The organism is Promicromonospora sp. NPDC060204 (assembly GCF_042728455.1).
Classification (GTDB): Bacteria; Actinomycetota; Actinomycetes; order Actinomycetales; family Cellulomonadaceae; genus Promicromonospora.
Window position 1 is genome coordinate 1 of the sequence record NZ_JBHWZO010000199.1, and the last position, 11,598, is coordinate 11,598.

Sequence of the window (11,598 nt, forward strand, 5' to 3'; positions counted from 1 at the left end):
GCCGTGAGCTGCGGGCCCCGCGTCGTCTGCTGCACTCTGCTCAACGCACAGTGCTCACTGCACGCTGCGGACGGTCCCGCCGTCGACGCGCAGGGACGCGCCGCTGATGTAGTCGGCCAGCGGGCCGCACAGGTAGGCGACGGCGCCGGCGATCTCGTCGGGGCGGCCGAAGCGGTCGGTGTCGTTCGGCACGAGCTCGCGCACCGAGGCGGCCTCGATCTCGGGCCAGGTCTCGCCCCAGCCGCGGTCGCCGGCGATGCCGGTCAGCAGCTCCCGGACGGCCGGGACGAGGATCGCCCCGGGCGCCACCACGTTCGAGGTGACGCCGGTGCCCTTGAGCTCGCGGGCGAGCGAGACGGCGAGGTTGTGCCGGGCCGCCAGGGTGGCGTTGTACTGCGGGTGGCTGTTCATCGGCTGGCCGCCGAGCCCGCCGCCGATCGTGATGACGCGGCCCCAGCCCCGCTCCCGCATCGCGGGGACGAGGCGCTGGATCATCCGGACGCCGGAGATCACGTTCTGGTCGTAGGTGACCGCCCAGGCCTCCGACGTCGCGTCCGCCCAGCTCAGGTGCTCGTAGGCGCCCGCGTTGTTGACCAGCACGTCGACGGGCCCGCCGGCGAGGGCGGCGTCGGCGACCGCGTCGGCCCCCTCGTCCGTCGTCAGGTCCCCGACGGCGACGGAGGCGCGGCCCCCGTCGCGGATGATGTCGTCCGCGATCGCGCGGGCCCGCCCGGCGTCACGGCCGTGCACGACGACGGCCGCACCCTCCGCCGCGAGCATCCGGGCGGTCGCCTCGCCCAGGCCCGACGTCGAGCCGGTGACCAGTGCGCGTCGTTCTGCGAGGTGCAGATCCATGAGTTCGTTCCTTTCCCCGTATGTCTACGCTCGTAGACTTACCCTCCGAGTATACACACGTAGACTTCGCGCATGGACACGAGCCCCGCACGCTCCCGCAATGCCGCCGCCACCCGCCAGGCGATCCTGTCGTCCGCCCTCGTCGCGTTCACCCGCCGCGGGTACGACGGCGTGGGCGTCCGCGAGATCGCCGCGGACGCCGGCGTCACGGCGATGCTGGTCAACCGCTACTTCGGGTCCAAGGAGGGGCTGTTCACGGAGGTCGTCGAGGCGTCCTTCGAGCCGGCGACGATGGTCCCGGCCGACCCCGAGCGGCCCGCAGACCTGGCCCGCACCACGGCCGAGGCCCTCGTCGAGCGGACCGGCCCCGGGGCCGAGCACCTCGGCCCGTTCGAGCTCATGCTCCGCTCGGCCGCCAACCCGCGGGCCGCCGAGATCGTCCGGGCCGGCATCGAGCGGCACGTCGGCGCCCGCTTCGCCGGCGCGCTCCAGGGGCCCGGCGCCGACGAGCGGGCCGAGCTCGGCCTCGCGCTCCTGGCCGGCGTCTGGCTGATGCGCACCGTCATCACCACCCCCGCGCTGCGGGACGCGCCGCCGTCCCTGCTCGCCGAGCAGGTCACCGCGATGCTCTCGGTCGTCGTCGAGCCCTGAGCGTGCCGGGACCATCACCCGGGACCAATGCCGCCGGGTGGCGGGACCTTCGGCTCGTGCCCGCCGGCGGCGGCCCGGCGGAGACTGAACAGGAGAGCAGGACGGGCCCGGCGCGGCACGGGCCCGGCGGAGGTGATGACCGTGCAGGACGAGACGTTCGTGATCATCCTGTGGGTGGCCTGCGGGGTGGCGACGCTCGTCGCGGGACTGCTGGCGTACCGGAGCGCGGTGGCGCGGTACGTGGGGCGCTACGCCGTGGGCGTGCTGTTCCTCCTGGGCGGCGCGGTCGTGCACCTGGTCAACCTCGTCACCGGGGTCAGCTACAGCGGCTTCGCGGACCCGTCCTACTTCGTCTGGGTGACCGACACGTGGCACGCCGTCGTGGCGCCGAACCAGGTCCTCTTCATCGGCCTGCTGGCGGCGTTCGAGGCGGTGGTCGGGGTGCTGGCGATGTGCGGCGGCCGGCTGACCCGGTTCGCGTACTGGTGCGTGATCGTCTTCTACCTCGCCCTGTGGCTGTTCGGTTGGATGGAGCTGGCGTGGGTGCTGCTCATGATCCCGCCGATGTTCCTGCTGCTGCGGGCCGAGCGGTGGGCGGCCGCCGAACCCGCCCGGGCCGGCTGAGCGCCGGGGCTCGGCCGACCCGGGTGCCGGTCCTAGGCGCGGGCCACCGCGATGTTGGTGTTCCCGCGCTGGCCGGCCTCGTAGAACATGTACAGTCGGCCGCCCTCCTCGGCGAAGCTCGGCGCCGCGGCCCGCGTGGCCACCGGCTCCGTGTAGAGCACCCCGAGGTGGTTCTCCCGGTCGAAGCTCGTGCCGACGTCGGCCACGTGCATGCTGCCGGAACCACCGTGGTAGACCACGTGCCCGCCCCCGTTGCGCGACCAGTAGTGGGCGCCCGAGAGCTGGCCGCCCTCGCCCGCGGCCGGCGAGATCAGCGGTTCGGGCTTGAACTGCCAGCCCGAGGTGAGCCGGGTGGACCAGCCGACGAAGATCTTGCGGGTCCCGGCCTGCATGCCCATGAACAGCATGATCTGGGTGTCGGACTTCGTGGGGTGCGGGAACACCCGCGCGTAGGACGTCTCGGTGACGTTCGAGGGCAGCATCGCGGTGGTCAGCACCGTGCCCTCGTAGGTGAAGCTTCGCCCGTCGGCGGAGGAGGCCACGCGGGTGGTGGTGTTCTCCCCGTGGAAGTACAGGTAGATCCGGTTGTCGGCGGCGTTCCAGACGGCGTGCGGGCTGGAGACGTGGCTCACCGAGTAGTGCGGTGACCAGGTGCGGGAGATCACCGGGTTGCCCGAGTACTCCCGCCAGGGGCCGTCGAGGGAGTCGGCGTAGGCCAGGCAGATCCCGCCCGGCGCGTCGTGCGGGGCGTAGTACATGTACCAGGCGCCCAGGGGGTTCTGTACCCGGCCGGCGACGTTCCGGACCGACGGGAAGATGAGCTCGCCCGTCGGGTTGTAGGCCAGCGCCGACTTGTCCAGGGCGGCGCCGACCCGCTGGAACGTGGGGAAGCCCGGCACTGCAGCTGCCGCACGGGGCGGCGCCGCGACGCCGAGGGCGGCCGCCGAGCCGAGCACCGCCGAGCCCACGAGCAGGCTGCGCCGGTCCAGCACGAGCTTTCGGTCCGGTTCCATGGTCACTCCGCTCCGGCCCGGAGGTCGCCGCGCTCCGGTGCGCGGCGGCGCGGAAACCGCCCGGGCCGTTCGGGGTCGAATCTCTTGCGTCCGCGGTCCGGGGGTCAAGGTGATCATGCGACCTATCAACCCCGGGCGCGTTCACCTCGCGGCCACGGCCCGGCCACGCGTGCCTCGTAGCGTCGCGGCCGCACCGATTTCCGACCCCGGGGAGAAGAACCGATGTCATCCGCACCTGCACGACCTCGACGCCTGCTGGCGGCCGTCGCCGTCGGCGCGACGCTCGTCGCGCTGGCCGTCGCGCCGTCGGCCACCGCCGCGCCGTCCGCCGCCGATCCGGCGCTGAGCCTCGACCGGGCCGCCATCGCCGCCGACGAGTCCGTCTCCATCGCGTTCGACGCCGGCGACGCCGTGCACGACCGCAACTGGATCGGCATCTACCGCGACGGCGCGACGCCGGGCGGGCCGGCCTCCCTCGACTGGCGGTACGTGCCCGACGCGACCGGTACGGTCGCCTGGGGCCCGGCGGACCGGTCCGGCTGGACGCACAACGCCGCCTCGATCGGCGCGGGGGAGTACGACGTCTACCTGCTGGAGGACGACGGCTACGACGTGCTCGCCGGCCCGGTCGACCTCACCGTCACCGGCGGCGAGGCTGTGCCGCCGGCGGAGCCCAAGCCCGAGGTGGACGGCGTGAGCGAGCTCAACGTGCTCACCTTCAACGTGTGGCACGGCGGCACCCAGATCGACGACGGCGCGCGCGAGATCGCCGACATCCTCAAGGAGACCGACGCCGACGTCACGTTCCTGCCCGAGCAGGGCGACGCCCCGCGCCAGGTCGCCGCGCTGCTCGGCTACGACCACGTGATCGCGACGGACACCGGCATCGTCTCGCGGTACCCGATCCTGGAGACCAGCACAGTGGACCGCTGGTGGACCAAGGCGGTGCTCGACGTGAACGGCACCGAGGTCGTCGCCTACGGCGGCCACCTGGAGTACCGCTGGTACGCCACCTACCTGCCGCGCGGCTACGGCGGCGCCGTCCTCGGCGACTGGCCCGACGGCTGGGACACGTGGGACAAGCTCCCTGGCGGCCCGGTCACCGACGTGGACGCGATCCTGGAGGCCAACCGGCAGTCGGGCCGCCCGGCCACGGCCGCCGCACTGGTGGCGGACGTCGCGGCCGAGCGCGCGGCGGGCCGCATCGCCGTCGTCGGCGGCGACTTCAACGAGCCGTCCGTGCAGGACTGGACCGAGGCGACCGCCGATCTCCAGGACCACCACGGCCTGGTGATCCCGTGGCAGTCCACGCAGACGCTGCTCGACGGCGGGCTGGTCGACGCGTTCCGCGAGGTCCACCCCGACCCGGTCGCGAACCCGGGCGTCACGTGGCCGTCCGACAACCCGCTGTTCCCGACGACGGACCTCACCTGGGCGCCCGAGGCCGACGAGCGCGACCGGATCGACTACGTGTTCGTCACGCCCGACGAGCGGGTCACGGTCGACGACGCGGTCGTGGTCGGGCCGCAGTCGACGATCGTCCGCAACGAGCGGGTCGACGACGACAGCGCCGACCAGATCCTCACCCCGGACGCCGTCTGGCCGTCCGACCACAAGGCCGTGCTCGCCTCGTTCAGCGTGTGCGACGACGCCTGCGCCCCGGCCGTGCCCGCCTGGGACGCGTCGGCGGTCTACACCGCGGGTGACGAGATCTCGTACGAGGGCTCGACCTGGCGGGCGGCCTGGTGGACGCGCGCCCAGGAGCCCGGCGCCGCGTACGGCCCGTGGCAGGAGATCGTCGAGCGGGACGGCGTGGCGGGGTGGACGCCGTCGCGCATCTTCGAGGCCGGGTCCGTGGCTGTGTACGACGGTCAGGCGTACGAGGCGAAGTGGTGGACGCGCAACGAGAGGCCGGGCACGAAGTGGGGCCCCTGGCGGGCGCAGGAGTAGCCGCTTCTCGGTGACAAAATTGTCAACAAGATTGTTGATGGACTACGGTGCCGGGACATGCCTCATGGAGGAGGAGCGCAGTGACCGCCACCGATGGCCCGTCGTACCGTCGTGCCCGCACGACGGGACCGCAGACCGCAGTGCCTTGTCTCGTCATGCGGGGCGGCACCTCGCGCGGCCTGTTCTTCGACGCCCGGGCGCTGCCCGCGGACACCGCCACGCGTGACGCGGTGCTGCTGGCGGCCATGGGCTCGCCCGACGCCCGCCAGATCGACGGCCTGGGCGGCGCGCACCCCCTGACGAGCAAGGTGGGGATCGTGTCGCCCGGGTCCGGCGACGTGGACGTCGAGTGGACGTTCGCGCAGCTCCAGCCGGCGTCGGACACCGTGGACACCACGCCGAACTGCGGCAACATGCTCGCCGCGGTGCTGCCGTTCGCCATCGAGACCGGGCTGCTGACGCCGCGCGGGGACACCACCACCGCCCGCGTGCTGACCCGCAACACCGGCGCGGTCGCGGAGATCACCGTGCGCACCCCGGCCGGGCCCGGCGGGCGGTACGTCGAGTATGCGGGCGACGCCCGGATCGACGGCGTGCCGGGCACGGCGTCGCCCGTCCAGATCGCGTTCCTCGACACCGCGGGGTCGGTCGCCGGGAGCCTGCTGCCCACCGGGAACGTGCGCGACGCCGTCGTCGTGCCGGGGCTCGGCGAGGTGGAGGTGACGCTGATCGACAACGGCCAGCCGCTGGTGATCGTGCGCGCGGAGCGGCTCGGCGCACGCGGCGACGAGACTCCCGCCGAGATCGACGGCGACGCCGGCCTGCGCGACCGCGTCGAGCGCCTGCGCCTCGTCTGCGGCCAGGCCATGGGGCTGGGCGACGTGATCGCGAAGAACTACCCCAAGATGACCCTCGTGTCGGCGGCGAGGGCAGGCGGCGACCTCGCCACCCGCTCGCTCATCCCGCACGTGGCGCACCAATCGATCGGCGTGCTCGCGGCCGTCACCGTGGCCACGGCCCGCGTGCTGCCCGGGAGCGTGGCGCACGAGGTCGCGGGCGGCGTCCGCCCCGACGGCGAGGACGGCGCTCGCGAGGTCACCGTCTCCGTCGAGCACCCGTCGGGCGAGTTCTCCGTCGCGCTCGGGCTCGACGGCGGCGACCCGCCCGCCGTCGTCCGCTCCGCGCTCCTGCGCACCGCCCGCCTGCTCATGACGGGCGAGGTGCTCGTGCCGCGCGCCGTCTGGGACCCGACCACCGCACCGACCGCAGACCAGAACGAGGAGGCCACCGCGTGATCATCGACGTGCACGGCCACTACACGACCGCCCCCGAGCCGCTCGGCGCCTGGCGCGACACCCAGGTCGCCGCCCTGGCCGACCCGGGCCTGGCCCCCGACCCGGCGGGACCGCGGATCAGCGACGACCAGATCCGCGAGACCCTCCAGGCGCACCAGCTGAGGCAGATGGACGAGCGCGGCATCGACGTCACCGTCTTCTCGCCCCGTGCGTCGTTCATGGCCCACCACGTGGGCGACCTCGCGACGTCGACCGCGTGGGCGCGGATCTGCAACGACCTGTGCGCCCGCGTGGCCGGGCTCTACCCCGACCGGTTCGCGGCGGGCGCCATGCTGCCGCAGTCGCCCGGCGCCGACCCGGCGACGTCGGTCCCCGAGCTCGAGCGGGCCGTGACCGAGCTGGGCGCCGTCACCGTGAACCTCAACCCGGACCCGTCGGGCGGGCACTGGACCGCGCCACCCCTGACCGACCGCTCCTGGTACCCGGTCTACGAGAAGCTCGTCGAGCTCGACGTGCCCGCCATGGTGCACGTCTCCACGAGCTGCAACCCCGCCTTCCACACCACGGGCGCCCACTACCTCAACGCCGACACCACGGTGTTCATGCAGCTCCTGCAGGGCGACCTGTTCGCCGACTTCCCGGACCTGCGGCTCGTGATCCCGCACGGCGGGGGAGCGGCGCCCTACCACTGGGGCCGGTTCCGCGGCCTCGCCCAGGCCCTCGGCCGGCCGGAGCCGGAGGAGATGCTCGGCACCAACGTCTTCTTCGACACCTGCGTCTACCACCAGCCCGGCGCCGACCTGCTGCTCGACGTCATCCCGCGCGACGGGGTGCTGTTCGCCTCGGAGATGATCGGCGCCGTGCGCGGCATCGACCCGCGCACCGGCCACCACTTCGACGACACCCGGCGCTACGTCGAGTCCCACGCCGCGACCCGCGGCCTGGACGACGACGCCGTCCACGCCCTGTTCGAGGGCAACGCCCGCCGCGTCTACCCGCGGCTCGACCAGCGTCTGACCGAGAGGGGGCTGACCCGTGTCTGAGCTCGGAGTCGTCCACACCAAGATCCGTCGCGCCGACCCCGCCGCCGTCGAGGCGCTGTCCCGGTTCGGCGTCGCCACCGTCCACGAGGCCCTCGGCCGCCTCGGCCTCATGCGCCCCTACCTGCGCCCGGTCTACGAGGGCGCCGCGATGTGCGGCACCGCCGTCACGGTGCTGCTCCAGCCCGGCGACAACTGGATGCTGCACGTCGCCGCCGAGCAGGTGCGCCCCGGCGACGTGGTCGTGGCCGCCTGCACCACCGAGAGCGAGGACGGGTTCTTCGGCGACCTGCTCGCCACCTCGATGAAGGCGCGCGGCGCCCGCGGCCTGGTGATCGACGGCGGCTGCCGCGACGTCGACACCCTGAGGGCCATGGACTTCCCGGTTTTCTCCCGCGCGATCCACGCAAAGGGCACCGTCAAGGCCACACTCGGCTCCGTCAACGTGCCCGTGGTCTGCGCCAACGCGCTGGTCACCCCCGGTGACGTGATCGTGGCGGACGCCGACGGCGTCGTCGTCGTGCCCGCCGCCCGGGCCGCGGAGGTGGCCGAAGCCGCCCGCCGGCGCGAGGACAACGAGACCGCCAAGCGGGAGCGGTTCGCCGCCGGCGAGCTCGGCCTGGACCTGTACGACATGCGGCCCCGGCTGGCCGAGCTCGGCCTGACCTACACGGACTGAGGACCCCAGACATGACCGACGACGACGTCACCCCCGGCTGGTTGCACTGGTACCAGGGCCCCACGAAGCCCACCTTCACGCTGCCCGCCGGCGCCGTGGACGCGCACTGCCACGTGTTCGGCCCGGCGGCGCAGTTCCCGTTCGCGCCCGAGCGCAAGTACACGCCCGTCGACGCCTCCGCGCAGCAGCTCTTCGACCTGCGCGACCACCTGGGCATCAGCCGCAACGTCATCGTCCAGGCCACGTGCCACGGCGCGGACAACAGCGCGCTAGTCGACGCCCTGGAGCGGTCCGCGGGCCGCGCCCGGGGTGTGGCGACCGTCCGCGCCGACGTCACCGACGCCGAGCTGCGCCGCCTGCACGACGCGGGGGTGCGCGGCGTGCGGTTCAACTTCGTCAGGCGGCTCGTGGACGCCGTGCCCACCGCGGCGCTGGAGACGATCGCGGCGCGGATCGCCCCGCTGGGCTGGCATGTCGTCGTCTACTTCGAGGCCGCCGACCTGCCCGACCTCAAGGACTTCTTCGCCGGTCTCCCGGTGCCGCTGGTGGTGGACCACATGGGCCGCCCCGATGTCACGAAGGACCCCGACGGGCCCGAGTTAGCGGAGTTCCTCGACTTCGTGGCCGCGAACGACGTGTGGGTCAAGGTCTCCTGCCCGGAGCGCCTGACCGTCACGGGCCCGGCCGCCCTGGACGGCGAGCGCCATGCCTACACGGACGTGGTGCCGTTCGCCCGCAGGGTCGTCGAGCGCTTCCCGGACCGCGTCCTGTGGGGCACCGACTGGCCGCACCCCAACCTCAAGCACCACATGCCCGACGACGGGCTGCTGGTGGACCACATCCCGCACATCGCCCCCACCCCCGAGCTGCAGCAGGCCCTGCTCGTGGACAACCCCCGCCGCCTGTACTGGCCGACGGAGGCCTGATCACCCGGGCGACGACGCCCGCGGAAACAGAGGAGTTCCCGCAGTGACCACCCAGACCAACGCGGCCAACCGGATCGACCGGTTGCCGATCTCGAAGTTCCACAAGACCACGATGGTCGCCCTGGCCTTCACCTACTTCTTCGAGTTCGCGGACATCAACACGTTCGCGATCACGGCGCCCGTCATCCGCGAGCAGTGGGGGGCGAGCGTCAACCACGTGGCGTACGTGACGTCCCTGTCGTTCGTCGGCATGTTCATCGGGTCGATCGTGGCCGGCGGGCTCGCCGACCGGCTCGGCCGCAAGCGCACGCTGGTGGCGACCACCGTGTGGTTCAGCGTGTGGTCGTTCGCCACGATCTTCGCCTGGGACATCTTCTCGATGGGGCTGTTCCGGGTCATGACCAGCGCGGGCCTGTCCGCGATGACGGTCGTGGCCGTGGTGTACATCAACGAGCTGTTCCCCCGCGCCAAGCGCGGCAAGTACCAGGCGTACGTGATCATGATCGGCATCTGCGGCACGCCCGCCACCAACCTGATCGCGTCCTTCGTGGTGCCGATCAACGACTGGTCCTGGCGGCTGGTCTACCTGTGGGGCTCGCTCGGCGTCCTCTTCCTGTTCTTCGTGCGCAGGCTCGCCGAGTCGCCGCAGTGGCTGGAGTCCCGCGGCCGGCACGACGAGGCGGACGCGGTGCTGCGCGACCTGGAGGCGCAGGCGATCGCCCAGCACGGCACGCTGCCCGACGTCGCGCCGCCCGTCGAGACCGGTCCCGCCACCCGGGCCGGGCTGGCCATGCTCAAGGACAAGAAGTTCCTCTACCCGACCCTGCTGCTCTCGGTCCTGTGGATCACACAGACCATCGGGTTCTTCGGCTTCTCCTCCTGGGCGCCCACCCTCCTGGCCGCCGAGGGCATCAGCGTCGAGGACTCCATCTTCTTCGTCGCCCTGACCACCGTGGGCGCGCCGCTGGGCTCGTTCCTCGCCGCGCAGGTCACCGACCGGTTCGAGCGCAAGTGGTGCCTGGTCGTGTTCGCCCTGGTCATCGCCGCGTCGGGCCTGCTGTACGGGCTCACGTTCACGCCCGTGCTGATCGTCGTGTTCGGGTTCCTGGTCAACCTGTTCGAGCGCGGCTACACGGCGCTGGCCTACGCGTACTCGCCCGAGCTGTACGACACCAAGGGCCGCTCGCTCGGTACGTCGATCTCGTACGGGCTCGGCCGCCTGTCCAACGCCGTCGGGCCGCTCATCATCGCCGGCCTGTACAGCGGGCACGGGTACCAGACCGTCTTCTACTTCATCGCGGGCACCTGGGTGGTGGGCGCTCTGGCGCTCGCGGTCTTCGGGCCGGCGACGCGCAAGGCCCGGCTGGCCGCGCAGGCCGCCGCGGAGATGGGTGCAGCCAGCACACGCTGACGCGAGGTCGCAGGTCCCGACGGTCCGCGGCACCTCCGGGTGCCGCGGACCACGGCTTTCTCCCGGGTAGGCTGCTCATATTGTTGACAATTGCTTCGCGCCCGGGGGTGGCGGGGGACGACGGCGAAGGGGACGTGATGGTGGACGACGCCCAGGTGCGGGACGAGCTGCGAGCGGCGATCCTGCGGGGTGACTTCTCGCCACGTCAGCGGCTGGTCGAGGCCGACCTGTGCGAGCAGTTCGGGGCGCGGCGCTTCGCGGTGCGGGCGGCCCTCCAGGACCTCGTGGCCGAGGGCCTGGTCGAGCGCCAGCCGAACCGGGGCGCGCGGATCCGCGAGATCAGCCTGGACGAGGCCATCGAGATCAGCGAGATCCGGCGCGTCGTCGAGGGGCTGGTCGCCGCCCGGGCCGCCGAGCGGCTCACCGATGCGGACGAGACCCGGCTCTCGGGGATCGGACGGCGCATGCGCGAGGCCGTCGACGCCGGGGAGTCCGCGGTCTACAGCGACCTCAACGCCGAGCTGCACGCCACGCTGCGCGAGATCGCGCGGCACGAGACCGCCAACCGGATCGTGGCGCAGCTGCACGGGCAGATGGTGCGCCACCAGTTCGCGCTCTCGCGCGTTCCCGGCCGGTCGGCGGTCTCGCTGGCTCAGCACGAGGCGGTCATCGCGGCGGTCGTCGCCCGGGACCCCGCCGCGGCCGAGGCCGCGATGCGCACGCACATCACCTCGGTCATCGAGGTGCTGCGCTCGCTCGGCTGAGCCGGACGCGTCGCACGAGCGCCGGAACCGACACCCGCGAGGCGAGCAGCGGCCACGCGACCAGCACGACCGCGAGGGCGACCATCACCGGGTAGGACTCCGTGAGCTGGTCGGCCGACCAATAGCTCAGCAGGGTCCCGACGCTCACGAGCGCGAGCGGCAGGGTCAGCACCCCGGCGATCAGGGCGACGCCCAGGCCGGTCTCCAGCAGCGGCATCAGCACGCCGAACACTTCCGGCGCCGCGCCCAGCACGTGCTCCGCGAAGACCTGGAAATATCCGGGCACCCTGGAGTTGGCGGCGGCGCCGTCGACGACGAGCTGGATGTCGGCGGCCCCGAACCCGGCCCGGTACTTGATGAGGCCCTCGTTGAGCCAGAGCACGCCGAGCG

At 72.8% G+C, this 11,598-nt stretch carries 12 protein-coding genes; 9 read left to right on the top strand and 3 right to left on the bottom strand.

Annotation, left to right across the window (positions count from 1 at the left end; all coding sequences use genetic code 11):
* Nucleotides 1–54: 54 nt before the first annotated feature.
* Nucleotides 55–855, bottom strand: coding sequence for an SDR family NAD(P)-dependent oxidoreductase (locus ACFWEJ_RS21255; protein WP_377231180.1), 801 nt, complete (start codon nt 853–855; stop codon nt 55–57).
* A gap of 72 nt (nt 856–927) precedes the next feature.
* On the opposite strand from ACFWEJ_RS21255, the gene ACFWEJ_RS21260 reads away from it, so the two are divergent.
* Nucleotides 928–1,506, top strand: a complete 579-nt coding sequence (locus tag ACFWEJ_RS21260) for a TetR/AcrR family transcriptional regulator (RefSeq protein WP_377231181.1) — start codon at nt 928–930, stop codon at nt 1,504–1,506.
* Between the two features lie 141 nt (nt 1,507–1,647).
* Nucleotides 1,648–2,130: a hypothetical protein gene (locus ACFWEJ_RS21265; RefSeq protein WP_377231182.1), complete on the top strand. Its 483-nt coding sequence runs from the start codon at nt 1,648–1,650 to the stop codon at nt 2,128–2,130.
* 32 nt (nt 2,131–2,162) lie between these two features.
* Here the strand turns inward: ACFWEJ_RS21265 and ACFWEJ_RS21270 are convergent, their stop codons facing one another.
* Nucleotides 2,163–3,143: a hypothetical protein gene (locus ACFWEJ_RS21270; RefSeq protein WP_377231183.1), complete on the bottom strand. Its 981-nt coding sequence runs from the start codon at nt 3,141–3,143 to the stop codon at nt 2,163–2,165.
* 222 nt (nt 3,144–3,365) lie between these two features.
* Here ACFWEJ_RS21270 and ACFWEJ_RS21275 point away from each other — a divergent pair, with 222 nt between their 5' ends.
* The 7 genes from ACFWEJ_RS21275 to ACFWEJ_RS21305 all read left to right on the top strand — a co-directional run bounded on the left by ACFWEJ_RS21275 (nt 3,366) and on the right by ACFWEJ_RS21305 (nt 11,208).
* A complete protein-coding gene (locus tag ACFWEJ_RS21275; RefSeq protein WP_377231184.1) occupies nt 3,366–5,093 on the top strand; it encodes an endonuclease/exonuclease/phosphatase family protein in 1,728 nt (575 codons plus the stop codon).
* Between the two features lie 80 nt (nt 5,094–5,173).
* Nucleotides 5,174–6,388 carry a 4-oxalomesaconate tautomerase gene (locus ACFWEJ_RS21280; RefSeq protein ID WP_377231185.1) on the top strand — a complete coding sequence of 405 codons (1,215 nt, stop codon included), beginning with the start codon at nt 5,174–5,176 and terminating at the stop codon, nt 6,386–6,388.
* On the top strand, nt 6,385–7,431 hold the full coding sequence (locus ACFWEJ_RS21285; RefSeq protein ID WP_377231186.1) for an amidohydrolase family protein: 1,047 nt from the start codon (nt 6,385–6,387) through the stop codon (nt 7,429–7,431). Before ACFWEJ_RS21280 ends, ACFWEJ_RS21285 begins: the two co-directional genes overlap by 4 nt.
* Nucleotides 7,424–8,107 (top strand): 4-carboxy-4-hydroxy-2-oxoadipate aldolase/oxaloacetate decarboxylase, encoded by a 684-nt coding sequence (ligK, locus tag ACFWEJ_RS21290; protein ID WP_377231187.1) that lies wholly within the window; start codon nt 7,424–7,426, stop codon nt 8,105–8,107. The genes ACFWEJ_RS21285 and ligK overlap by 8 nt, the downstream gene beginning before the upstream one ends.
* Nucleotides 8,108–8,118: 11 nt before the next feature.
* Nucleotides 8,119–9,033: an amidohydrolase family protein gene (locus tag ACFWEJ_RS21295; protein WP_377231188.1), complete on the top strand. Its 915-nt coding sequence runs from the start codon at nt 8,119–8,121 to the stop codon at nt 9,031–9,033.
* Nucleotides 9,034–9,076: 43 nt separating this feature from the next.
* Nucleotides 9,077–10,444 carry an MFS transporter gene (locus tag ACFWEJ_RS21300; protein ID WP_377231189.1) on the top strand — a complete coding sequence of 456 codons (1,368 nt, stop codon included), beginning with the start codon at nt 9,077–9,079 and terminating at the stop codon, nt 10,442–10,444.
* Nucleotides 10,445–10,581: 137 nt separating this feature from the next.
* Nucleotides 10,582–11,208: a GntR family transcriptional regulator gene (locus ACFWEJ_RS21305; RefSeq protein WP_377231190.1), complete on the top strand. Its 627-nt coding sequence runs from the start codon at nt 10,582–10,584 to the stop codon at nt 11,206–11,208.
* Here the strand turns inward: ACFWEJ_RS21305 and ACFWEJ_RS21310 are convergent.
* A partial coding sequence (locus tag ACFWEJ_RS21310; RefSeq protein ID WP_377231191.1) for a hypothetical protein occupies nt 11,180–11,598 on the bottom strand: 419 nt, incomplete at its 5' end. The two genes, ACFWEJ_RS21305 and ACFWEJ_RS21310, sit on opposite strands and share 29 nt — an antisense overlap.

Bases quoted from the DNA above. Each gene is read 5' to 3' on its own strand.
- ACFWEJ_RS21255 (WP_377231180.1), bottom strand. From the start codon at position 855: ATGGATCTGCACCTCGCAGAACGACGCGCACTGGTCACCGGCTCGACG.
- ACFWEJ_RS21260 (WP_377231181.1), top strand. From the start codon at position 928: ATGGACACGAGCCCCGCACGCTCCCGCAATGCCGCCGCCACCCGCCAG.
- ACFWEJ_RS21270 (WP_377231183.1), bottom strand. From the start codon at position 3,143: ATGGAACCGGACCGAAAGCTCGTGCTGGACCGGCGCAGCCTGCTCGTG.
- ACFWEJ_RS21275 (WP_377231184.1), top strand. From the start codon at position 3,366: ATGTCATCCGCACCTGCACGACCTCGACGCCTGCTGGCGGCCGTCGCC.
- ACFWEJ_RS21295 (WP_377231188.1), top strand. From the start codon at position 8,119: ATGACCGACGACGACGTCACCCCCGGCTGGTTGCACTGGTACCAGGGC.
- ACFWEJ_RS21305 (WP_377231190.1), top strand. From the start codon at position 10,582: ATGGTGGACGACGCCCAGGTGCGGGACGAGCTGCGAGCGGCGATCCTG.